Annotated in this window: 22 protein-coding genes, 1 pseudogene and 1 riboswitch; of the genes and pseudogenes, 8 read left to right on the top strand and 15 right to left on the bottom strand. The window is 37.2% G+C overall.

Annotated features, from left to right (window positions below; genetic code table 11):
* Positions 1 to 87: 87 nt before the first annotated feature.
* Positions 88 to 333 carry a hypothetical protein gene (locus GGG_RS0102090; protein ID WP_010111672.1) on the top strand — a complete coding sequence of 82 codons (246 nt, stop codon included), beginning with the start codon at positions 88 to 90 and terminating at the stop codon, positions 331 to 333.
* 73 nt (positions 334 to 406) lie between these two features.
* On the opposite strand, the gene GGG_RS0102095 is transcribed toward GGG_RS0102090, so the two are convergent.
* Positions 407 to 1,174 (bottom strand): phosphodiester glycosidase family protein, encoded by a 768-nt coding sequence (locus GGG_RS0102095; protein WP_227500477.1) that lies wholly within the window; start codon positions 1,172 to 1,174, stop codon positions 407 to 409.
* Positions 1,175 to 1,393: 219 nt separating this feature from the next.
* Between GGG_RS0102095 and GGG_RS0102100 the strand changes: the two genes are divergently transcribed.
* Positions 1,394 to 1,930 carry a lecithin retinol acyltransferase family protein gene (locus tag GGG_RS0102100; protein WP_010111676.1) on the top strand — a complete coding sequence of 179 codons (537 nt, stop codon included), beginning with the start codon at positions 1,394 to 1,396 and terminating at the stop codon, positions 1,928 to 1,930.
* 56 nt (positions 1,931 to 1,986) lie between these two features.
* Here the strand turns inward: GGG_RS0102100 and GGG_RS0102105 are convergent, their stop codons facing one another.
* Both GGG_RS0102105 and GGG_RS0102110 read right to left on the bottom strand, forming a co-directional pair.
* Positions 1,987 to 2,433: an SRPBCC domain-containing protein gene (locus GGG_RS0102105; protein ID WP_010111679.1), complete on the bottom strand. Its 447-nt coding sequence runs from the start codon at positions 2,431 to 2,433 to the stop codon at positions 1,987 to 1,989.
* 87 nt (positions 2,434 to 2,520) lie between these two features.
* The gene (locus tag GGG_RS0102110) at positions 2,521 to 3,573 is read right to left on the bottom strand and encodes an aldo/keto reductase (RefSeq protein ID WP_010111681.1); all 1,053 of its coding nucleotides are present in this window, start codon (positions 3,571 to 3,573) and stop codon (positions 2,521 to 2,523) included.
* 104 nt (positions 3,574 to 3,677) lie between these two features.
* On the opposite strand from GGG_RS0102110, the gene GGG_RS0102115 reads away from it, so the two are divergent.
* On the top strand, positions 3,678 to 4,574 hold the full coding sequence (locus GGG_RS0102115; RefSeq protein WP_010111683.1) for a LysR family transcriptional regulator: 897 nt from the start codon (positions 3,678 to 3,680) through the stop codon (positions 4,572 to 4,574).
* A 159-nt stretch (positions 4,575 to 4,733) separates the two neighbouring features.
* Here GGG_RS0102115 and GGG_RS0102120 read toward each other — a convergent pair whose 3' ends face one another.
* Positions 4,734 to 6,455, bottom strand: a complete 1,722-nt coding sequence (locus GGG_RS0102120) for a glutamine--tRNA ligase/YqeY domain fusion protein (protein ID WP_010111684.1) — start codon at positions 6,453 to 6,455, stop codon at positions 4,734 to 4,736.
* A gap of 165 nt (positions 6,456 to 6,620) precedes the next feature.
* Between GGG_RS0102120 and GGG_RS0102125 the strand changes: the two genes are divergently transcribed.
* From GGG_RS0102125 to nfsB, 3 genes are all read left to right on the top strand, one after another.
* On the top strand, positions 6,621 to 7,130 hold the full coding sequence (locus GGG_RS0102125) for a peptidylprolyl isomerase (RefSeq protein ID WP_004661403.1): 510 nt from the start codon (positions 6,621 to 6,623) through the stop codon (positions 7,128 to 7,130).
* A gap of 104 nt (positions 7,131 to 7,234) precedes the next feature.
* Entirely contained in the window at positions 7,235 to 7,957 is a 723-nt protein-coding gene (locus GGG_RS0102130) for a UDP-2,3-diacylglucosamine diphosphatase (protein WP_010111693.1), read from the top strand.
* Between the two features lie 110 nt (positions 7,958 to 8,067).
* On the top strand, positions 8,068 to 8,721 hold the full coding sequence (nfsB, locus tag GGG_RS0102135; RefSeq protein WP_010111695.1) for an oxygen-insensitive NAD(P)H nitroreductase: 654 nt from the start codon (positions 8,068 to 8,070) through the stop codon (positions 8,719 to 8,721).
* 346 nt (positions 8,722 to 9,067) lie between these two features.
* Here nfsB and GGG_RS0102140 read toward each other — a convergent pair whose 3' ends face one another.
* From GGG_RS0102140 to GGG_RS0102175, 8 genes are all read right to left on the bottom strand, one after another.
* Positions 9,068 to 10,312 carry a D-amino acid dehydrogenase gene (locus GGG_RS0102140; RefSeq protein ID WP_010111696.1) on the bottom strand — a complete coding sequence of 415 codons (1,245 nt, stop codon included), beginning with the start codon at positions 10,310 to 10,312 and terminating at the stop codon, positions 9,068 to 9,070.
* 170 nt (positions 10,313 to 10,482) lie between these two features.
* A riboswitch (glycine riboswitch) is annotated at positions 10,483 to 10,571 on the bottom strand.
* 116 nt (positions 10,572 to 10,687) lie between these two features.
* On the bottom strand, positions 10,688 to 11,956 hold the full coding sequence (locus GGG_RS0102145; RefSeq protein WP_010111697.1) for a D-amino acid dehydrogenase: 1,269 nt from the start codon (positions 11,954 to 11,956) through the stop codon (positions 10,688 to 10,690).
* A 278-nt stretch (positions 11,957 to 12,234) separates the two neighbouring features.
* Entirely contained in the window at positions 12,235 to 13,371 is a 1,137-nt protein-coding gene (gene rodA, locus GGG_RS0102150) for a rod shape-determining protein RodA (protein ID WP_010111698.1), read from the bottom strand.
* Between the two features lie 100 nt (positions 13,372 to 13,471).
* Positions 13,472 to 14,191, bottom strand: coding sequence for a 2-C-methyl-D-erythritol 4-phosphate cytidylyltransferase (ispD, locus tag GGG_RS0102155; protein WP_029574404.1), 720 nt, complete (start codon positions 14,189 to 14,191; stop codon positions 13,472 to 13,474).
* Complete coding sequence (ftsB, locus tag GGG_RS0102160) at positions 14,154 to 14,540, bottom strand: cell division protein FtsB (protein WP_010111700.1); 387 nt, start codon at positions 14,538 to 14,540, stop codon at positions 14,154 to 14,156. The genes ispD and ftsB overlap by 38 nt, the downstream gene beginning before the upstream one ends.
* Positions 14,541 to 14,905: 365 nt before the next feature.
* The gene (gene eno / locus GGG_RS0102165) at positions 14,906 to 16,195 is read right to left on the bottom strand and encodes a phosphopyruvate hydratase (RefSeq protein WP_010111701.1); all 1,290 of its coding nucleotides are present in this window, start codon (positions 16,193 to 16,195) and stop codon (positions 14,906 to 14,908) included.
* Between the two features lie 44 nt (positions 16,196 to 16,239).
* A complete protein-coding gene (gene kdsA / locus GGG_RS0102170; protein ID WP_010111703.1) occupies positions 16,240 to 17,097 on the bottom strand; it encodes a 3-deoxy-8-phosphooctulonate synthase in 858 nt (285 codons plus the stop codon).
* Positions 17,098 to 17,126: 29 nt separating this feature from the next.
* Complete coding sequence (locus tag GGG_RS0102175) at positions 17,127 to 18,767, bottom strand: CTP synthase (protein WP_010111704.1); 1,641 nt, start codon at positions 18,765 to 18,767, stop codon at positions 17,127 to 17,129.
* A gap of 228 nt (positions 18,768 to 18,995) precedes the next feature.
* On the opposite strand from GGG_RS0102175, the gene GGG_RS0102180 reads away from it, so the two are divergent.
* Positions 18,996 to 19,445 carry a hypothetical protein gene (locus GGG_RS0102180; protein WP_010111706.1) on the top strand — a complete coding sequence of 150 codons (450 nt, stop codon included), beginning with the start codon at positions 18,996 to 18,998 and terminating at the stop codon, positions 19,443 to 19,445.
* A gap of 303 nt (positions 19,446 to 19,748) precedes the next feature.
* On the opposite strand, the gene GGG_RS0102185 is transcribed toward GGG_RS0102180, so the two are convergent.
* From GGG_RS0102185 to GGG_RS0102195, 3 genes and pseudogenes are all read right to left on the bottom strand, one after another.
* Positions 19,749 to 20,828 carry a YheT family hydrolase gene (locus GGG_RS0102185; protein WP_010111707.1) on the bottom strand — a complete coding sequence of 360 codons (1,080 nt, stop codon included), beginning with the start codon at positions 20,826 to 20,828 and terminating at the stop codon, positions 19,749 to 19,751.
* Positions 20,829 to 20,984: 156 nt separating this feature from the next.
* Positions 20,985 to 21,394 (bottom strand): annotated as a pseudogene (locus GGG_RS19415) (nuclear transport factor 2 family protein).
* 324 nt (positions 21,395 to 21,718) lie between these two features.
* Positions 21,719 to 23,743 (bottom strand): NADPH-dependent 2,4-dienoyl-CoA reductase, encoded by a 2,025-nt coding sequence (locus tag GGG_RS0102195; protein WP_010111709.1) that lies wholly within the window; start codon positions 23,741 to 23,743, stop codon positions 21,719 to 21,721.
* A 168-nt stretch (positions 23,744 to 23,911) separates the two neighbouring features.
* Between GGG_RS0102195 and GGG_RS0102200 the strand changes: the two genes are divergently transcribed.
* Entirely contained in the window at positions 23,912 to 24,463 is a 552-nt protein-coding gene (locus GGG_RS0102200) for a PadR family transcriptional regulator (protein WP_010111710.1), read from the top strand.
* Positions 24,464 to 24,467: the final 4 nt, after the last annotated feature.

Genomic DNA, 24,467 nt, shown 5'->3' on the forward strand with positions numbered 1-24,467 from the left:
AAATACATCTAAATATTGATTTTATATGTTATAAATCAATTGCTGTTCTAACCATAATTTATACCCATATAAAAATTTGAGGGATATATGAAACATTTACTTTTCGTTCCAGTCTTTGCAATCGCAACACTTTTAACTGCATGTAGCAATATGCCAAAGGAGTGTGAAGAATCTTGGAAACACATGGAAGAAATCGCTAAAAAAAGCGGAATTCCAGAATCAGCGTTGAAAGAACAAAAGAAAGCATTTGAAGAACAAATTAAAAGCTTATCTAAAGATGAAGCAATTCAAACCTGTAAAGCGCAATCTTCTATTCTAGGCATGGTTAAATAGCAAATAACCTATTTTCAAATAAAAACCAAACCATGATACAGCGTCTATAAACGCTGTATCATTTTGATTTATTTTATTGTTTATTGTGCTTAATGTTTAATTCATCGCAATTTTGAGATTCACTAAAAATAAACATTGGTCCTAAATCATAAATTTGGTCATGCCGTTTCGCTTGCGGTATAAACGCACTCGAAATCGAACCATCGAGATACAAAGCTTGATCAACATTAAGATGCTTTTTAAAGATATTTGCAAAGTCATAAAAATTCATCTTTTCACGACTAATCACAAAATAAAGCTGATTGTTTTTAATTCCAACACCATTTCTAATTTTTAAAGAGTCTGAACTCGGGCTAAAAATCGAATTAATTTTTCCATTCAGCAATAACATCGGCCCTGACTGTGTTGCAAATTCTGCTTTAAAATTGGATTGCGCATATTGTTTCGTTGTCAAAATCACCGCTTGTTTTTTATTCCATGCTACAACACCATTCGGTTGTAGAAAAAAATTACCAAATTGATTGGTGCTCAAATTCAATGGACTGCGTTGTTTAAATTGTTCGACATACAAACCCACTGGCGAGAAATTCGCATGGTACATTCCTGCATTCATTGCAAAACTTAATTTACACTTCGGTAAGGTTTTTTGAACAGTATTAAATTTTTTATAAGCAATACCCTGCTGATTATTCAACACCAATTGCAGTTGATCTAAACGATCTATCCGAACAGCGTCTGCAATAATACGCTGATTTTGTTGAATTTGAATGTAATCCGTACTGGCTTGAATGTGTAGTGCTAAAGCACTCAACCCCAGTAATGATGATAAACCCAAAATCATTTTTGTAAGTTTCATGGATTTCTAAATCAAGCTTTTAATGATTCAACTTTGATCATTCTACAATGCATCGCGAATAATAATGAATATTATTTATCATTTTAGATGCATTTATTTACGCAATTATCAATTGTAAAACTACCATATTCTCCTCAGCTCGCTATAATGAAATGACCCTTTCAATTAAATACATGTGTACACTTAATTTGAACTGAGTGGAATATGCTAAAAAAACGCTTATATCATTACCCTTTAGGTGCTCATCTTATCGTTAAGCATTTTGGCTATAGCCATCATGGCATCTATGCGGGCAAAGGCCGAGTTATTCATTATTCAGGTTTTGCGCATCTTTTTAAGAAACGCCCAATTGAACTTACATCCTTAGAAAAATTCGCGCACGGCAAAAATATTGCAGTTCGTCATTATGATTCACCTAAATATAAAGGTCGCCATATCGTGCGTCGTATGCGTTTACGTATGCATGAAAATAACTACCATTTGATTATTAACAACTGCGAACATCTCTGTAGCTGGGCGATTACTGATATTGAAAGTAGTCCACAAGTTGTCAAAATGATGAACCGATTAACCACCATTGGCTATATCAGTTCAATCATGACCTATATGAATGGACTATTTCTTACTTTGGCAACGACCTGTTTCGCCTTAGTGCTTTATATTAAAATGAAGCTTAAAGCCCAAGCTAAGTTAAAACTGCCAACTTATTTAAGCTTAAAAGAACAGCAAACTAAGAAATAAGCTATTTGGCAATTTTTAGATATCAATAATAAGCTGAATCATCAAACTGGTTTACATCATTCAAATGGCGGAAATTTATCTTCAATTAAATTCAATCTTAGACCATGCTCTAAATAAGCTTTTAAATTATCAATAACAGTAGTAAAACCACCTGTAGCATCGATAATAAAAGCAATAAGTTCAGCACCTTGTAGTGGAATATCGTAATTTCTAATTTTCAAATACGTTTTGTCTGGGCTAACTTCTTCAAAAATAAAATCGACAGTCGATCTAGGTTCACCCCATACAATTTGAATTAATTTATTTTCAATAATACGCAATACTTTGACTTGTGTATCGACTTGATATTTATCCCAAGACCATGTGACTGTTTGCCCTTGCTCTAATTTTCCTGTAGAAGAATTAAACCAAAACCGTTGTGTAACTTCAGGGTCAATAAAAGCTTCAAAAACTTCTTGGACTGGATTGCGGATCAACATTTGGGTTTCAATGGTTGGATTCATTTTATTCTCCAAATTTATTGTATTAACAAAGTGATACCATAACATTCAGCATTTAGGTATCACGATTTTGTTAATAAATTTAATGCACTAGTTTTGAATAAGTGATGATTCAACAATGGCTTGATAGCGCTCTGAAAATTGACCATTCCAATAAGGGTAATAAGGATACGGCGGATAAACAGCACTTGTTTGATTTAAGCGCTGTAACTGTGAATCTGTAAGCAATATATCTTTTGCAATTAGATTATCTTGAAGTTGTTGTTGATTACGAGCACCTATGAGCACAGTCGAAACAGTAGGACGTGTTAATAACCATTTCAAAGCAATTTGCGGGACTGAATATTCTGTTTCTAAAGCAATCTCTTTTAAGATATCAATCACTTGATAAAGATATTCTTCATCCACTGGTGGTGCAAACTTCGCTGTTTCATGTAACCGACTATCTTTTGGTAAAGGATGCTCACGATCAAACTTGCCAGTCAAACGTCCCCACCCCAAAGGACTCCACACAACAGCACCAATCTGTTGATCGTGATTTAAAGGCATTAACTCCCATTCATAATCCCGTCCAATGAGTGAATAATACACTTGATGTGCCACCATTTTTTCATAACCATAACGATCTGCAATCGACTGCGCTTTCATCAATTGCCAGCCTGAAAAATTAGATGCTCCGATATAACGCACTTTCCCACTTCGAACCAATTCATCTAAAGTTTTTATGAGTTGATCTATCGAAGTAAAGCTATCAAACTGATGTAACTGTAGAACATCGATATAGTCTGTATTTAAACGTTTTAAAGATTGCTCTACTGCATGAATTAAATAGTGACGACTGAATCCAACTTGATTCACTTGTTCATTGGTACGAAGCGCAACTTTAGTTGAAATAATCGCATTGTGCCGATATGGCGCTAATGCAATTCCAAGCATTTTTTCAGATTCGCCGTCTGAATATACATCGGCAGTATCGAAGAAATTAATCCCTGCATCTACGCAATTTGTAATCATTAGATTGGCTTCTTTCTGCTCTGCTTGTCCCCATGCAGAAAATAGAGGTCCTTTCCCACCAAAGGTTCCAGCACCAAATCCCAACTCAGATACTTTTAAACCAGAATTGCCTAAAAAATTATATTTCATGATCATTCACCTTGCTTAAATAACGTGACTCATCACAAAATAACAACTTGGCATTATTTAAAAAATCCGGATAATAAGAAAATACTTTTTCGATTTTATGGAAAATGAATACAGAAGACTTTCAGTTTTTCTTACGTGTCGCAGATTTAGGTTCAATCAGCCAAGCGGCAAAAGAAGCCAATATTGCAGTTTCAGTTGCAAGTCAAAGGATTCAACGGCTTGAAAATCAGCTCAGCCTTAAACTCTTTTATCGCACTACACGCAAAATAAGTCTGACCGAAGAAGCCAAAACATTGATCGAGCAAGGACGTCCTCTTCTCGATAATTTTCAGACATTAACCGAAAATTTAAAGCTTCAAGATCAAAAACTTTCAGGAAGCATCAATATCACGGCTTCCGCAACCTTTGGCACACAAATACTGGTTCAAGTTATTGCTGAATTTTTAAAACAATACCCTGAATTATTAATCAATTTAGATTTAAATGACCAGAATGTAGACCTTATTGCTCAGGGCATGGATCTCGCAATCCGCATTGGAAAACTACAAGATTCTTCTTTAATCGCAAAACCTTTATGTATCAATAAACGCTTGCTTTGTGCTGCACCTGAATATCTAGCTAAATTTGGTATCCCCAAACGTTTAGAAGATTTACACGAACATCGTTGCATCGTGCAACGCCATCAACAAGGCATCACCAATACATGGGATTTTCTGGATCATGGTAAATCTAATCAAAGATTAAGTATCCATGTAAATAGCTATTTTATTACCAATTCAGGAGAAGGGATTCGACAGGCATCGTTGGCAGGACTAGGTATATCCAATCACTCGTTTTGGCATGTCAAAGAGGATTTAGATTCAGGAAAATTGGTTCAAGTTCTTCCTGATTTTACGGTAGAACCCACTGCGATCTATGCAGTTATTCCAGATAAAAAGTTAATCTCTTATAAAGTAAAAGTTTTAATTGAGTATTTACAGGATTACTTTAAAGAGTTCTAAAGGCTATTTGACTAAGCTTATCCGTTATTTATCCTGATTAATATCAGTCCATTTACTTTATCTCTATACAATAGCATTCCTCAATTAAGTTTAAGCAGCATGAAAAAACCTAGCCGAAGCTAGGTCTTAAATCATGATTTCATTCAGAATTGAATAACATTATTTTCCAGGTTTAAAGCTATCTTTCAAATCCAAGATACGGTTAAACACTGGCTTTTCAGCAGTATGATCATATTGATCTGCAACAAAATAACCTTCACGTTCAAATTGGAAACGATCTTCTGGTTGAGCATGAGCCAGAGCAGGTTCAATCACAGCTTGAACAATACTTAATGATTCAGGATTTAGATTTGCAAGGAAATCATCATCTGCATCAGGTGCTTCTTCGGTAAATAAACGATCATAAATACGTACTTCTGCTGGAATACCCTTTGTTGCAGAAACCCAATGAACCACCCCTTTAACTTTACGACCTTCAGGATTTTTACCTAAAGTTTCAGGGTCGATTGAACATTTCAATTCAATCACTTCACCATTTTCATCCTTAATCACTTCATCGCACTTGATCACATAAGCATGGCGTAAACGCACTTCGCCGTCTGGAATCAAACGTTTAAAACCTTTCGGCGGAACTTCTTCAAAGTCTTTACGGTCAATGTAAATTTCAGAAGTTAAAGGAATAACACGATCGCCCATGTCTACATTTGGATGACGTGCATGGCTTAAATCCATATCTTCAGGAAGATTGGTCAACGTCACTTTTAATGGATTGAGCACAGCCATACCACGCGCTGCTGTATTTTCAAGTGATTGACGAATACAGAACTCAAGCATTGCAACATCGACAATACCATCTGTCTTAGATACGCCAACACGCTTACAGAAATCACGTAAACCTTCAGGCGTAAAACCACGACGACGCATCCCTACAACCGTTGGCATACGTGGATCATCCCAACCATTCACATAATTGCCTTCAACCAATTTACGTAATTTACGTTTAGAGGTAATGGTGTAATCAATATTTAAACGGCTCGATTCATACTGACGTGGCACAGCTTTAGAATGTACTTTTGCAACAATCCAATCATAGAAAGGACGATGATCTTGGAATTCTAAAGTACAAAGTGAATGGGTAATACCTTCAATTGCATCTGATAATGGATGAGCATAGTCATACATTGGGTACATCTTCCATTTATCACCTGTTTGGTGATGTTCAGAATGGAGTACACGATACAAAATTGGATCACGCATATGCACATTAGGCGATGTCATATCGATTTTGGCACGTAAAACCGCTTGACCTTCACCTAACTCACCATTGTTCATTTGTTCAAAACGAGCAAGATTTTCTTCGATTGAAGCATCACGATATGGAGAATTTTTACCTGGTTCTACAAAGTTACCACGATTCAATCGAATCTCTTCTGGTGATTGCAAATCGACATAAGCATCACCTTGTTGAATCAATTGAATCGCCCAAGTATGCAATTGATCAAAATAACTTGATGCATAACGAGGTTCGCCATTCCAGTCGAAACCTAACCATTTCACATCATTGGCAATACCATCGACATATTCTTGTTCTTCAGCATCAGGATTTGTATCGTCAAAACGTAAATTACATAAACCCTCAAATTCTTCTGCAATCCCAAAATTTAAGCAAATTGCTTTAACATGACCAATATGCAAATAACCATTTGGCTCAGGTGGGAACCGTGTAACAACCGTTTGAGTACGCCCTGCTTCTAAATCGTCAGTAATCACTTGACGTACAAAGTCCAAGCCTGCCTGTTGTTCTTGCTGCACAGCATCGACAGGTGTAGTACTGGTTGTCGGGGTCTTTGGCAGTTCTGAAACAACATCATTTGGCTTCATAGTTGATAAATCACTTTTAAAAGTTAAAATAAGATAAATAAAAACGCATTTCTGGAAATATTAACAAAGAAAATAGCGTTTTTGCTTGCTATGTAGTTTACAGTTTGCTTATGCTTCTCTCAACCAAAAACCCATGGCTTTTTGTCATGATTAGGAGATTATAGAATGAGTTTTCCTCAAGTCGAATTAAACACCAACAAAGGACGCATTGTTCTTGAACTTAATGCTGAAAAAGCGCCTAAAACAGTCGCTAACTTCTTAGAGTATGTTCGTGATGGTTTTTATGATGGCGTAATCTTCCACCGTGTTATTGATGGTTTCATGATCCAAGGCGGCGGCATGGATGAAAACTTCAAAGAAAAAGCGACTCGTGATTCAATTGAAAACGAAGCTGACAACGGTTTAAGTAATGATGAAGGTACGATTGCAATGGCTCGTACTCAAGCGCCTCACTCTGCATCTGCTCAATTCTTCATTAACGTGAAAAATAACTCTTTCCTTAACCACACTGGTAAAACAGCACAAGGTTGGGGTTATGCAGTATTTGGTAAGGTTGTTGAAGGTTTAGACATCGTTGAAGCGATCAAAGGTGTACGTACTGGTAACCGTGGTTATCACGCTGACGTTCCTTTAGAGAATGTTGTGATCGAATCTGCGAAAATCATTTCGGAATAATTAATCTCCCTAAATCCCTCTTTATAAAAGAGGGACTTTCCTCCCTTTACAAAGGGACTTGCGGAATGTTGTTCCTCAAGAGGGATTATTAAATAGGAAAATAAGTGACCTATCTGTTTATCGCTGATTTACATTTGTCACCTGATCACCCTCGACTCATTCGGGGGTTTTTAGCTTTATTACAACACTACCAAAATAAAAACACCGAGCTTTATATTTTAGGTGATTGGTTCAATGCATGGATTGGTGATGACTATACTGCACCATGGCTTGATGAAATTATTAAACAGTTAAAACAGTTTACAGACGCTGGAAATCAGATTTATTTCCAAGTGGGTAATCGTGACTTTGCATTAGGACAAAAATTCTTAGACACGTTTAATGGTCAATTACTGCCTGATATTTACACGGTTCATATTGGGAATAAAAGATTTCGCCTTGAACATGGCGATGCACTATGTACCGATGATATTTCCTACCAACGATTTAAAAAAATCATTCGCAATCCAATCGTTTTAGCTCTTCTAAAAAGTACACCGCTCAGCTTTAGGCAAAAACTTGCCAATGGCTTTCGTAAAAAAAGTCGTGAATCGCAGCAAAACAAATCCTATGAAATCATGGATGTTAATCAACACGCTGTTGAACAAGCGCTGCATAACGTTGATGTACTGATTCATGGTCATACTCATCGTCCACAAATCCATGATGTGAATGGCAAACCTAGAATCGTTTTAGGTGATTGGCGTGAAAAAACCTCTGAAGCCATGCTGCTAGAAGTCAATGAAAATGGTGATTGGAAATTATTCAAATGGACGATTGCTGGATAGCAAATCATCTAAAAATCGTGATTTTTCACGTTTCTTTACGTGATAAAGATTTAATTTTTAAAAATTGAGAATATAATATATCGATATTTTACGATATATGTGATCAGTTCATGGATTTGTTAAGCATCTCAAAAACACGTTATACCACCAAAGCGTATGACGCAACCAAGAAAATTCCTCAAGAGCAATTTGAACGCTTGCTTGAAATTCTGCGCTTAGCACCTTCTTCTATCAATATTCAACCTTGGCACTTTTTTATTGCAGATCATCAAACTGCGAAAGAACGTATTGCAAAAGCTTTGGTCGGCAAATATAGCTATAACGCAGCTAAAGTGCTTGATTCTTCTCATACTATTTTATTTTGTACCAAAGCTGACATTACCGAAGATCATCTCGCTAGCTTGTTGAACCAAGATGATTTAAGTGGTCGTTTTAAAGATGAAAAAGCCAAACAAGGTCAAAAAGATAGTCGTACAGGTTATGTTGATTATTATCGTAATGAAAAAGGCGATATTCAACGTTGGGCTGAAAACCAAACCTTTATTGCACTTGGTCAAATGCTTTTAGCAGCAGGTATTGAAGGCATCGATGCAACACCGATTGGCGGTTTTGATGAGCAAATCATCACTGATGAATTAGGGTTAAGTGAAAAAGGCTTAATTCCTTCTGTAATCATGACTCTAGGTTATCGTAGTGAAGCAGATTTTAATGCCAAATTACCTAAATCTCGCTTAAATAAAGAAGAAATTTTTACCAAGCTGTAATTACGCTATTTAATATTAATGCATTTAATTGTAGGTGTTTTTTTAAGGGTGAGGACATGACTCATTTACGCATTAGTATTTAAAAATAAATCTATAAAAACTTTTTTGTTTTTGTATTTTTAAATACATAGTGTGTACTATCGCGTTAGGCGGCATGGATGCCACCGTTGTTCGGAGGTACAGGACGTACCTCCCGAACAACAGAGGGCTTTTGCTACATTTCGCCCGGGAAAAGTAGAGTATCGCCTACACAAATCAATCTAAACATTTCACAGAAAAATAAGGCTGTGAAAACCGCTTATATCTATTTTTTTAATTTTTTACGAATAATAAAAACTATCAATCTTTAAACAGGATGACTTCTCGATATTTCCTGACTAATCATCACCGCAGTTGCAGCAGAAAGTGTCCATCCTAAATGCCCATGCCCCGTATTATAAAATACCCGTTCACGCTTACCACGTTTCACCACTGGCATCATATTCGGCATCATCGGTCTTAAACCTGCCCACGGTATACAATGCTCCGTTGAAATATCGAAGTTCTTATTCACCCAATCTGTTAAAGGTTGAATTCGATCAGAGCGAATATCACGGTTATAACCATTAAACTCTGCCGTTCCTGCGATACGTAAACGATTTTTACCCAACCGCGAAGTCACGATTTTGGCACTTTCATCGAGTAAACTGACCCAAGGTGCGCCATTAATACTCTTTTCATCGTCCAATTGCACAGTAATCGAATATCCCTTCACTGGATAAACATTGACACGATCCCCTAACTGATTCGCAAGTTGATAGCTACCTACTCCACCACAAACCACTACAGCATCAGCGCTCAATTGCTCAATGATTTTTGATTGACCTTCTTTATTTTCACCACTTGGGTGATATTGAATATTTACACCTTGAGCAGTGTGTTCAACATTAACCACTTCCATGCCAAAAATATATTTCACACCATATTTTTCAGTCGCTTTAGCCAAACCTGTAGTGAATTTATGAATATCACCTGTTGCATCACCCGGACAATAAAATCCACCGTAATATTTACCTGTTAAACTAGGTTCAATTGATTTAATTTCTTCAGGTGTTACCGCATGGCGTTCCAAACCACCTTTACACAATAAACCATTTACACGAGTCGCCACTTCATAATCGTATTCAGAATGATAGAAGTGCAAAATTCCTCGCTTCTCTAAATCAAAATGGATTCCTTCTTGCTCAGCGATACTGAATAATCGTTGACGTGCCAAAAGTGCCATTTTTACAGTATCTTGCGTGTTAGATTCGTAATGTTTGATATTGCCTAGAAATTCAGCCAACCATGCATATTTATGCAAATCAAAAGATGGATTGAGCAATAATGGCGCATCTTTACGTGCCATCCATTTAATCCCTTTTAATACTGTAGATTTTTGATTCCAAACTTCAGCATTACACGCCGATAATTGACCGCCATTGGCGAATGAGGTTTCCATCGCAGGGAAAAGATGTTTATCAATCACCGTAACTTGATAGCCCAATTGAGCAAGCTCATAAGCTGATGTTACACCTGTAATTCCTGAACCGATCACAACAATATGACACATACGCACACTCCTTTGAAATGCAATACTTTTTTTAATGCACTATTCAAGCATGCCCCATCTGTCATGTTTACCTGAGAGCTTCGATAAAACTTAAACCATTTAAGTTTTACCATCCCCTTCGGTGAGCCATTTACTTATTTTTCAATAGAATGACTTCTCTCCAGATTTTAAAAATTATTACAGTCCTTTTGCCTGAGAGTTTCCGGGGTCGTTGCTCCTTCGGCGAGTCTACAAGAGACTTCTCTCCTGCAATAATATTTAATTATAGTAATGCAACTTATATGCCATTTTCAGAAACAAATACAATAGATATTCGTAGACTTGTGTAAGTAAATTGGCTTGAACTCATCCTCTTTTTTAATGGAAATAGGCTGTTTAGTGATTCACTGAAGCATATCTAAATACATTCAAATCATCATATTCAATTTGTGGTTTTTTATGAGAGATAATGTCCGAGAGCAATTTTGCAGAACCGCACGACATCGTCCAACCTAGTGTTCCATGCCCAGTGTTGGTATATAAATTTTGATATTTGGTTTTACCGACTATCGGTGTGCCATCAGGTGTTGCAGGTCGTAAGCCTGTCCAAAAATGTGCATCAGAAATATCACTGGCATTGGGAAACAATTGTTGTAAAACCATTAACAAAGTATTTTCACGGCTTGATTTTAAAGAACGATCAAAACCGTTAATTTCAGCCATTCCACCAACGCGGATACGATCATCAAAACGGGTTAAGGCAATTTTATAAGTCTCGTCCAAAATAGTTGAAACAGGTGATAATTCTGCATCAATAATTTTCGTGGTAATTGAATAACCTTTAAGTGGGTAAACTGGTGCATCAATGCCCAATTGTTGCAATATTTCATGGCTATAGCTGCCTAATGCAATAACGTAGGCATCACCTTTTATTTTTGAACCATCTTTTAAGACCACAGCAGTAATTTGATCTGCATTTCTCTCAATAGACTCAATCACTGTATTAAATAAGAAATTTACACCTTGTTTTGCTGCGAGTTCAGCCAATTCTGTGGTGAATTTTTGACAATCACCAGTTTGATCATTAGGTAGACGTAATCCACCAACAAAATCAACGGTAGCATGCGCCAAAGCAGGCTCAGCTTTGATTACACCTTGCTTATCTAGTAATTCAAATGGAACACCTTCATGCTTTAAAACTTCTGTGTCCTTACCTGCGACATCTAACTGTTCTTGTTTTCTAAATAACTGCAATGTTCCTAACTGACGCTCATCAAAATGAATCCCAGTTTCAGCACGTAATTCATCTAAACAATCACGACTATATTCTGAAATTCGTACCATACGCTCTTTATTGATTTGATAACGATCAATATTACATTCTGCCAACATACGAACCATCCACTGGTATTGAAACATATCTCCAGTGAGTTTTATGGCAAGTGGTGAATGCGGTTGGAACATCCATTTAAAAGCTTTTAAAGGAATACCTGGCGCTGCCCAAGGTGAAGCATAGCCTGGTGAAATTTGACCTGCATTGGCAAAACTGGTTTCTAAAGCGACATTGGGCTGTCGATCGATTACTGTGACTTCATGTCCTGCTTGTCTTAAATAATAGGCTGACGTTGTACCAATAACACCTGCACCAAGAACGATTACATGCATAATAAACCGATCCTTAAACGAATCATTCGTCTTATAATTAAAATTTATAAATATTGATAAAAATATTCATCATTAATTTAATTTAGCATTTTCCAAAATTTTGGCAATAAAGTTTTGGTGATGAAATGTCAATTCACCATCAAAATTTATGATTATAATCATGTTATTTTTTATAAAAAAAAGGATATTAAATTAAATAAATATCCTGTGTAATACAATGAATGAAATCGAGTTAAAAATTTCACTCATAATACTTTGATAATATTATTGAAAAATGATTAGCGATGGGTATGAATCGACATGACGATACCAAAACTGGCCATTAAGGCAATCACCGCTGTTCCACCATAACTCATGAGTGGCAATGGATCGCCTGTTACTGGTAAGATTCCGCTGACCATTCCAGAGTTTACAAATACGTAGAAAAACAAAGACAAACCAATTGTTCCAGCCAACAATCGACCATAATTATGGAAACAATTTAAACTAATCACTAAACATCTAAAAATGATTGCGGTGTAGAGTACAAATAAAAAGAAAACACCAATAAACCCAAACTCTTCTGCATAGGTCGACATAATAAAGTCAGTATGATGTTCAGGCAGATAACCCAATTGTGATTGCGTTCCTTCCAGAAAACCACGTCCTGTCATACCGCCTGAACCAATGGCAATCTTGGATTGAATAATATTCCAACCTGCACCAAGTGCATCCGACTCAGGATCAAATAAAGTCAAAATACGTTTCTTTTGATAAGCTTGCAGTACAAAAGTCCAAATCACAGGAAATGCGAGTGCCAATGCTCCCAAAGTACCAATAATCAGCGTCCAAGACATTCCGCTCAAAAATAGTGCAAACACACCACCAATGATAATCCCGATGGCTAAATCGGGTTGTAATAATGCCAATACAAACGGCACCAGCATGATGACTAATGCAACAACAATATGCTTAAATTTAGGGGGTAATGGATTCCTAGAAAAATACCACGCCATCATCAAAGGCATTGCAAACTTCATGAATTCACTAGGTTGCATACTTCCAATACCCGGAATCGTTAACCAACGCTTTGCACCTAAACGTACATCACCGATCAGTAAAACCAAAATCAGTAATAGAATGGCGATTAAATAAAACCACGGACTGATCGCTTGATAAACTTTAGGGGGAATTTGCGCACAAATAAATAATAAGACAAATCCTACACCGAAGCTGATTCCTTGACGGATCACCATAGATACATCTTCTGAAGATGCGCTATACACCATCAACAAGCCAAGAATGGTGTTCAGAATTAAAAATCCAAGCAACCAAGGATCTAAATGTAATTTATCCCATCTAGATACATTTTGATTAATGCTCATGCCATCTCGAACAGATTGGCGTAAAAACTTATACTGGGGTGCTGGCGTCATGGATAAAATCTGTAGACATACTTATTTAAGTTAAAATAATCAGATAAATTTCAATTGAGAAAATCTATCAACGAATAATCGTTTTGATTTTACCTTATTTTTATTGCTGTGACTGTAAAATCAATTTTGCTAATTCAAGATCATCGGGATAGGTTATTTTAATATTATCTGAACGCCCTATCACTACTTTGATTGGTTCATTAATATGTTCCAACGCACTTGCTTCATCGGTAATGACAATGTCATGCGCTAAAGCAGTTTCAATCGCAGATTTAAGTTTTGTAAAGCTTGAAATCTGTGGGGTCTGTGCTTGCCATAATTGATCACGATTGACTGTTTGATCAATCTGATTTTCAGCCACAACACGTTTAAGCGTATCACGTACAGGAATTGCCAATATTGCACTGGTCTGTTGATCAATCGCTGTATTGAGCAAATCGGTTAAACATTCTACTGTAACGCATGGTCGTGCTGCATCATGCACAAAGACTAAGTCGTCTGGATCTGCACATTGTGAAAGGTAATTTAAAGCATTTAAAACGGAATGAACGCGTTCAGCACCACCAATACAAAAGTGAGCAAGCTTTTTATTGCTTAAATTGAGTGTTTGCGCGACATCATCTTGCTCACCAATGGCTAAAACATAGCCTGCAAGCGGCAATTGATTTAAACGGTCGATGGTATGTTCTAGTACTGTTTTATTTTCAATGATTTGATATTGTTTAAGTTCTGTTTTAGAAAAACGACTCCCTGAACCAGCAGCAGGAATAATTGCCCATATTTTACGGTTGGTCTGGTGCAGGATTGTCATCGTCTTCATTGGTTCTTAAATCAGCATTTGGATCTATATAGATAGGTTTGTAATGGGTACTGATGGTACTCATTTGTACAAAAGTTTCATGTGGCTTCACTAGACCGAGGTCTAAACGTGCATGTTCTTCAATGGCTTCTGCACCATTTTTTAGGTCATACACTTCCGCAGCGAGAATACGGTTTCTTTCTTTTAAGTCAGCATTGACTTCAGCTTGTTGCTGAATTTGCTGAACTAAAGCTTGATGAGGGAAATATCCGCCCTCACCAAACCAGAAGCGATACTGTAGGATTGCGATGATCAATATCGCAATCACTAAGATCACTTTACTTGAAGTTGTTTTAAATACTTCTAACATGCATTCGTGTCTTGTGTAACAGCATTAAATTAAGGTGCTAATATACATCAAATATTTTATGTAGAGAATGTTTTACTGTGGTAAATATGCAAATCGTGAACAATATGCAAGCTTACCTGTATTCGATTTTGTTTTCATAATATAAAAGCATAAGCATGCTAAACGATTTATTTGTATAATAATTTGGTTGAAAACAAAGAAGTATGCTTAATTCATTTTAACCCTTTATTTGCTGATAGTTCTGCTATTCATGTAAATTTGAAATAATGCTTAAGTCACTAACTTATAAAACAATAAAATCATAAACCCACAAAAAAACCACTCTTTTCAGAGTGGTTTTTTCAATCTAAATCAATAAATTAATATTAATTTAAACCCTTGAACTCAGCTTTACCGCGATAAGCTGCATGAGTCAATTCTTCAATACGAAGTAATTGGTTATATTTTGCAACACGGTCAGAACGGCATAGTGAACCCGTCTTAATTTGACCCGCTGCTGTACCTACTGCTAAATCAGCAATGGTAGAATCTTCAGTTTCACCTGAACGATGTGAAATTACTGTAGAGTAACCATTTGCTTTAGCAAGATAGATTGCATCTAAAGTTTCAGTCAAAGTACCAATTTGGTTATATTTGATTAAGATCGAGTTACCGACTTTCTCATCAATACCACGCTGTAAAATCTTAGGATTTGTAACGAATAAATCGTCACCAACCAATTGGATTTTATCGCCAAGGATAGATGTTAAATAAGACCAACCTTCCCAATCAGACTCATCTAAACCATCTTCGATTGAAATAATTGGATATTGATTAACTAGACCAGCTAAATAATCAGAAAATTGGTTGCTTGTGAATGCTTTGTTGCCTTCACCTGCAAGAATATATTGACCATTCTTGTAGAATTCTGAAGATGCGCAATCAAGTGCAAGCATGATGTCAGAACCTGCTTTATAGCCAGTTTTGTCAATTGCTTCAAGAATAACGGTAATCGCTTCTTCGTTTGAACGTAAGTTCGGTGCAAAACCACCTTCATCACCTACAGCAGTATTTAAACCTTTTTTGTTTAAAACTGATTTTAGAGAATGGAAGATTTCAGCACCCGCACGTAACGCTTCTGCAAATGATGTAAAGCCCACTGGCTCAATCATAAATTCTTGAATATCAACATTATTGTCTGCATGTGAACCGCCATTGATGATGTTCATCATTGGTACAGGCATAGTTAATGTCGTTTGACCACGTAAGTCAGCGATATATTGGAATAATTCAGTTTTCTTTTCAGTTGCAGCAGCACGTGCAGCAGCCAAAGAAACAGCCAAAGTCGCATTCGCACCTAATTTTTCTTTATTTTCAGTACCATCAAGCGCGATCATTTTGTCATCAAGCGCTTTTTGTTCAAATACGTTTTGACCTTTTAATAAGTCTTTAATTTGACCATTTACGTTTTGAACTGCAGTGCGAACACCTTTACCTAAGTAACGTGCTTTATCGCCGTCACGAAGTTCTAAAGCTTCACGAGAACCAGTTGAAGCACCAGATGGTGCACATGCACGGCCAACAACGCCAGAGTCTAGGATTACGTCAGCTTCGATGGTTGGGTTACCACGAGAGTCCAAAATTTCACGTGCACGAATGTCAACGATTTGGCTCATGAATAATTCCTCAGTTGATTAAAAATAAGATGCCTCTAAAGGCATCAATGTGTATCTAATTTTTTGAAACCTTTGACCAAGGTATCCAATTCTTTTATTTGCGCCAAGAATGGTTCAAGTTGCGACATACGCAAAGCACATGGCCCATCACATTTGGCTTTTTCAGGATCAGGATGACCTTCCAAGAACAAACCAGCAAGACCTGTCGCCATACCTGCTCGAGCTAAAGTTGTGATTTGAGCACGACGACCACCTGCTGAATCAGCACGACCGCCCGGTGTTTGTAGCGCATGAGTAACATCAAAGAACACAGGGACATTCATTTCTTTCATGGTGTCGAAGCCTAGCATATCAACAACTAAGTTATTGTAACCAAATGCTGAGCCACGCTCACAAAGAATCAGTTTGTCATTTCCAGCTTCTAAACATTTGTTCAGAATATGACGCATTTCATGCGGTGCTAAAAATTGTGCTTTTTTGATGTTAATGATGGCTTGTGTTTTTGCCATCGCTTCAACAAGATCAGTCTGACGACTTAGAAATGCAGGAAGTTGAATAATATCTGCAACTTCCGCAACGGGTGCAGCTTGATAAGGTTCATGTACATCAGTGATGATCGGTACATTGAAGTGTTTCTTAATGTCAGCTAACCACTCAATCCCTTTTTCCAAGCCTGGACCACGAAATGAATGCAAACTTGAACGATTGGCTTTATCAAAACTCGCTTTAAACACATATGGAATATCTAATCGTTTACAGATATCGACATAAGTTTCAGCAATTTCAAAAGCTAAATCTTTAGACTCGAGTACATTCATTCCGCCGAATAATACAAATGGCAAATGATTTGCCATTTGTATATCGCCTAAACGTACAATTTCTTGTGGTTTTAATTGTGACATTTAAACTTCCTAGTTAAGTTGCTACACGCTTATTTACTATTTTGATGCTGTTTTTTCGCAGCGTCGATAAAGCTAGCAAATAATGGATGCCCATCACGTGGTGAACTTGTAAATTCCGGATGGAATTGTACAGCAATAAACCAAGGATGTTCAGGAATTTCTACAGTTTCAACAAGATGTTGAACTGCTGAATAGCCTGAAATTTTCATACCTGCTTGTTCAATTGCAGGAATGAAACGATCATTCATTTCATAGCGATGACGATGACGTTCTGTGATTTCAGCTTTCGCATAAACTTCACGTGTTTTTGTGCCTTCAACCAATTCAGAAGTTTGAGCACCTAAACGCATTGTTCCACCAAGATTTGACTCAGTGCTACGGTGTTGAATTTCACCACGCTCATCTAACCATTCAGTGATTAAGCCAATCAATGGGAACTTGGTAGAACGGTTGAATTCAGTTGAAGTTGCTTCTGGCATATTTGCAACATGACGTGCAAATTCAATTACAGCCAATTGCATACCTAAACAAATACCAAGGAATGGCACACCATTTTCACGAGCGAACTGAATCGCCTTCATTTTGCCTTCAGTACCACGTTCACCAAAACCGCCTGGAACTAAAATCGCATCCATATCTTTTAAAGCTTCGGCTACGTTTTGAGTTTCAAGTTCTTCAGCATTGACATATTCAATTTGAACTTTAACGCGGTTTTGAATCCCTGCATGTAAAAGTGCTTCATTTACAGACTTATAGGCATCTGGTAATTCAACATATTTACCGACCATCGCAACACGGACTGTGTATTCAGGATTCAATAATGCTTCTACAACATGATCCCAATCTGAAAGATCAGCTTCAGGTAAACCGTCATAGCCAAAACGTTCACAAATTAAATCATCAACATTTTGTTCGTAGAATGTACGTGGAATTTGATAAATCGAACGAGCATCTTTACACACTACAACTGCACGTGCTTCAACGTTGGTGAATAATGCAATTTTACGTGTTGTATCTGCATCAACATCATGTTCAGTACGGCAAATCAAAATGTCTGGCTGAATACCAATTGACAATAATTCTTTTACAGAATGTTGTGTCGGTTTGGTTTTAAGTTCCGCCGCAGATTTGATATATGGAAGCAACGTTAAATGCATTAACATGGTACGTTTATGACCAAGTTCAACCATTAATTGACGTACAGATTCCATGAATGGAAGCGATTCGATATCACCGACAGTTCCGCCAATTTCGACAATAGCAACGTCATAGCCTTCACCTGCGCGAAGAACTCGTTCTTTAATATTGTCGGTAATATGTGGAATAACTTGTACTGTACCACCAAGGTAATCACCACGGCGTTCTTTATTTAAAACGTCTTGGTAAACCCGACCTGAAGTAAAGTTATTCAGTTTGGTCATTTTTGCACGACGTAAGAAACGTTCGTAATAACCCAAGTCTAAGTCAGTTTCGGCACCATCCTCTGTGACAAAAACTTCACCGTGCTGGAATGGGCTCATAGTCCCAGGATCGACATTAATGTATGGATCCATTTTGACCATGGTTACTTTTAAACCACGGGCTTCTAAAAGTGCAGCAACTGAAGCAGCTGAAATACCTTTACCTAGCGATGATACAACACCACCAGTTACGAATATAAAATGGGTCATTAAGTTTCTCGTACAATGGAGCCTAAATTGGCCTACAATGTTGTGCGATTTTACTTTACTCTGTACCAAGAAAGCAAAGTCAATTCGCATCAATTCATAGAACAATAAACAATTGACTATTCTATCAGCATTTCCAATAAAAATTTAGCTCTTGATAAGATGATTTTCAAATATCATTTTACTGTTATACTGCTACCATCTCTCTAATATGTATTGTTTTGAGTAATTATGAATAAGAAACTTTTAATTTGTGGTGCAATCGCGACTGTACTACTTGTATCTGCTTGTGTAAAAAAAGAAGCGCCTAAAGAAGATGAGCAAGAAGTTGAGACCACTCAAACTGCAGCATCTGAGCCTGCACAGTTCGAAAACCTACCAAGTGCTGAACAAAATGGCACTCAACAAGTTGAAGCACCTGCTCAACAAGTAGTGATTGAGCGTACTCAAACTGAAAATACGACCACTGAAATTCGTCGTGAAACACACGAAGCACATGCAACAACTCAAAATCAAGCAGCTGAAACTAAACCTGCTGAAGAGTCTAAGCCTGCTAAAGCTGAATCTGTGAAAGTAGAAACAAGCCAAGCTGCGCCTAAAGCAACAACTGGCGCTGCACAGTCAGAAGATGACGCTGTTGCTGCTGCGATTGCCGCTGCGACACCTGCTTTGAAAAATTAATTTTAAATTTTTCATAAAAAAACCAGTCATGATTGACTAATGCTGATCAGTTAAGTCTTTTTAAATCCTCCCCCTTGCGGAGCATGCTCCTCACCTTTTTCAAAGGAGGGAGTATCAAGAATCTAAAATTGTTTTAAATTCTCGATTGTTCCGCTCTTTTTCCTTGCGCCATAAATGGCTCAGGGTTAGGGGGAGATTCTTAGATGAGTAACTACTAAAGTACTCTTAACTGACTGGCATTAAGTCATAATTGATTGGTTTTTTTAATCTATTCACCGATCAAACTGATGGTCAAACCAAAAGCTAATACTGCTTTAAAAAATCGGCAATCAGTTTAGCGGCCCAAGATTTAGTATCCAAGCCCTCATAAAAACCACAATGACTACCTTTCTTGGTGGTTACCACCATAATATTATCCATATGCTGAATCGTGTCTTTGTACGGTTCTAAATTCTTAATAGAACATACAGGATCATCTTCTGCATTTAAAATCATCAATGGAATTTTTACATTTTCAAATACGTAAATCGGGTTAATGGCTTGATCATAACTTTGATAATCGGTAAAACCTGCCATTTCATAATAGGTGGTTTGAAACTCTTGTAAGGTCTTTGTCGTCAGCACTTTTTCAACTGAAGCAACAGCATTCCATGTGTTTTTATAGGGATAAACAAAAGCTTTGAATAGTTTTTGTGTCATCATTTTGCTATAAAAAGGATGAACATTTTCAAAACCCGTTTGCGTGTTATAACCTGGACACATCGCAAAAGCAGCTTTAAATGGCGTGTCTAGTCCCTGCTCACCTAAATAACGCACTAATAACCCTGTCCCCGCAGATGAACCAACCGCATACATATCAGATTGAGGAAAGACTTTTTCAATATGTTGAAGTTGTTCTTTTAAATCAGATGTTGATCCAAAGATCGACATTTGCGGAACTGGCATAGGTAAACCCGCATGACCGCGGCGTAAACACAATGCAATTCGCCAACCTGTATGTTCATGTAGGTCTTTGACCAATTCGCGCATACTTTCAGGCGTACCTGTAATGGTATGCATCACCACAATCGTTGGCGTTTCTTTTGGTAAATCATAACCATACCAAGCAATTGCTGTCACACCACCATCTTGCATAGTGAGCTGTTCAATGCGGTCATATTCAAGCTTGACCGTCTTTTTCTTAATCACATCAAAATAGATTAAATGAATATGTTGATTACTCAACCATGGTGTAGGTCTGTATTTCTGTCGTAATTGAGGGAGTTTATCGACCAAATCTTTAAGCTGCCCTTTTTGGTCATAGTACATTTTAGGGAGTTCTGCACCAGTGACTTGATCCAATACAGATTGAGCAAGCTGAGTGAGCTTATTGATGATTGACATGATATAACTCTCTGTTCAATACATTTTAAAATGATTCAATTACAACAATTTTATTATAACCCTGTATCAACAATAATGTGATACAAAGCATATTTCTAATGATAAAACATTCATCATTAGAAACATTTTTAAACCAAAACCCTTATTTAGGCGTAATTATTTAGTAGGCATAAATGCAGCCATACGTTGTCCCATTTGTGCTGCCAAAGCTTCCAAACCGCTTTTTGGACGTAACATCACTTCAAAATCAACAATTTTACCTTGCTCATTAAAACGAATCATATCAATCCCTTTTAATTTCTTTTCTCCCACATTGGCAGAAAACTCTAGTACCACACTTTGCTGGTCTTCTGTATAAAACTCACGGTGATAGGTAAAATTTTCAAAAATTTGGATCACATTGCTCAAAATAAAAAATACAACTTGTTTACCTTCATATGCGTTATAAGCCACAGGTGAACGAAAACCACTTCGTCCGCCAGTAACTCATTCAGAATGCCCATATCACGGCTTTCTATCATCGTGTGCCATTTTTCTAGTGAAGCTTTTGTATTGATGTAGCTCATTTTTATATCCTTATTGAATCAAAATATTCACACCGAGATTAACGAAATGAATGCTCCTTCTTCCTCAGGGATGAGGAATATAGTTCCGCAAGAGGATGAGGGGGAAATAAAACTTTAAAAAACATCTCCCTAACCCTGAGCCATATATGGCGTAAGATAAGTAAAGGAGAGGAAATTTGTATCTCAACTCATCATTTCATTCTAGGTACTCCTCCCTTTTTTAAAGGGAGGTTGGGAGGGATTTTATTTCAGAAAACCTCTCCCTAACCCTTTCCTACAAGGAGAAGGAATCCATTAAATTTTGGAGCGCATTTTCTTTACAAATTAAATCACTGCTGCCAAATCAGCACCTTGACGAATTGCACGTTTTGCATCCAATTCACCCGCTTCTTTCGCACCACCAATCAAATGTACAGATTTACCATCAGCTTTTAATTGATCGAACATTGCTGTGTAAGGTTCTTGTCCTGCACAAATCACCACATTATCAACATCAAGGATCATTGATTTATCACCTACAGTGATATGTAAACCTTGATCATCAATTTTGTCGTAGCTTGCACCAGGAATCATATTGACATGACGGTGTTTTAAACCTGTACGATGGATCCAACCTGTCGTTTTACCTAAGCCAGCACCCACTGATGAAGTTTTACGTTGCAAGAGGTAAATTTCACGTGGAGATTGCTCAACTTCTGGCTGTTTCAAACCACCGACATGTGCATAAGAAGTGTCAATACCCCATTCATCATAGAATTTTTGAGGATTTAAACTACCGCTTTCACCTTCGTGAGATAAATATTCAGCCGTATCAAAACCAATACCGCCTGCACCAATCACCGCAACTTTCTTACCAACAGGTTTACGCTCACGTAACACTTCGATATAAGTCAAAACTTTTGGATGATCAATACCATCAATATCCAAATGACGTGGCGTTACACCTGTTGCAACAACAATGTCATCAAAGCTTTCAGCACTTAACTCTTCATACGTTGCGGTATGATTCAAGACTAATTTAATCTTTGGTTGTAATTCAATTTTACGTTTGAAATAACGTAAAGTTTCATAAAACTCTTCTTTACCCGGAATGGTTTTCGCAATATTGAACTGGCCACCAATCTGATTCGATGCTTCAAAAATAGTTACGTTATGACCACGATCTGCTGCATAAGTTGCAAAACTTAAACCTGCTGGACCTGCGCCAATCACTGCAATGTTTTTAACTGCTGTTGATTCTTTGAAAATAAGCTCAGTTTCATAGCAAGCACGTGGATTTACTAAACATGTTGCTATTTTCATTGAGAAAATATGATCTAAACACGCTTGGTTACAACCAATACAGGTATTAATTTCATCTGCACGACCTTGTTCTGCTTTCAAAACAAATTGCGAGTCTGCAAGCATTGGACGTGCCATAGAAATAATATCTGCATCACCTTGTGCTAAAACGTGTTCAGCCATTTCAGGGGTATTGATACGGTTTGAAGTGATTAAAGGAACATTCACAGAACCTTTTAACTTTTTAGTGACCCAAGTAAATGCAGCGCGAGGCACTTTAGTCGCAATAGTAGGAATACGTGCTTCATGCCAACCAATACCTGTATTGATAATGGTTGCGCCTGCTTTTTCAATTTCTTTCGCAAGTTGAATCACTTCTTCTAAAGTTGAACCACCTTCAACCAAGTCCAACATCGAAAGACGATAAATAATAATGAAGTTTTCACCCACTTCTTCACGGGTGCGTCTTACAATTTCAATCGGGAAACGAATACGTTTTTCATAGCTTCCGCCCCACTCATCATCACGATGGTTGGTACGTGCTGCAATGAATTCATTGATCAAATAACCTTCTGAACCCATGATTTCAACGCCATCATAACCAGCGATTTGCGATAATTTTGCACAATTAGCAAAGTCAGCAATGGTTTGGTTCACTTCAGCAGAAGTCAATGCATGTGGTTTTACTGGGTTAATCGGTGCTTGAATTGCAGATGGTGCAACATTTTCAGCCTGATAAGAATAACGACCTGTATGTAAAATCTGCAAAGCAATCTTACCGCCTGCATCATGTACCGCTTTGGTAATGACTTTATGTTTTTCAGCTTCTTCCAATGTATCTAATTTAGAACCACCGTGAAAAGTCACACCGTGGTCATTCGGTGAAATACCACCTGTTACAATCAGTCCTACACCGCCAGCAGCACGTTCTGCATAAAAAGCAGCCATACGATCATAACCGCCCGGAACTTCTTCAAGTCCCACATGCATTGACCCCATCAATACACGGTTTTTTAATGTGGTAAAGCCTAAATCTAAAGGCGCAAGTAAATGCGGATAATTAGACATGTATACTCCTTGGCGTGCTTTCGCTGGCTGGTATTTGTAAATAAGGTTTAACGAATACGATTAATGCAACAAGTTGCATAGTTTTTATATTTATAATCGAGATTTGATTTTTATGCAACATGTTGCATAATGACTGCACATCCATTTTATTTGCGAAATATAACGAAAATGTCATTAGCCCATGTTTTATTGACAAGTTTGATTGAAAAGCCAAGTACAGGTTTTGAATTAGCTCGCCGTTTTGATCGCTCAATGGGTTTCTTTTGGAATGCAACACACCAACAGATTTATCGTGAACTCAATGGTATGCAAAAAAAAGGTTGGATCTCGACTTTAGAAGATCAAGCCGATACAGGTCGTAAGAAAACCTATCAAGTTGAACAACTTGGGCGCATTGAATTAACAGAATGGCTGGTCAAGCAAGGACAACCTGCCCAACTACGTGAAGAAATTATGGTGCGTTTACGTGTAGAAGCTCAACTCGGTGGTAATTCTGTGTTACCAGAATTAGAGCGGCACTTAGAATTGCATCGTGAAAATTTAAAACTATATCAACAGATTTTTGCCAAAGATTTTGCACATACAGATGACCAAGACCGTACTTTATATATTCATAAAATGATTTTACAATTGGGAATAGACTTAGAAAATGGTTGGATCAATTGGCTAAAACAAGTCATTTCTCAACTTAAAATATTTGAAAATCAAGAGAATACATAAGGTG

The sequence above is a fragment of the Acinetobacter sp. P8-3-8 genome (assembly GCF_000214135.1).
Lineage (GTDB): Bacteria > Pseudomonadota > Gammaproteobacteria > Pseudomonadales > Moraxellaceae > Acinetobacter.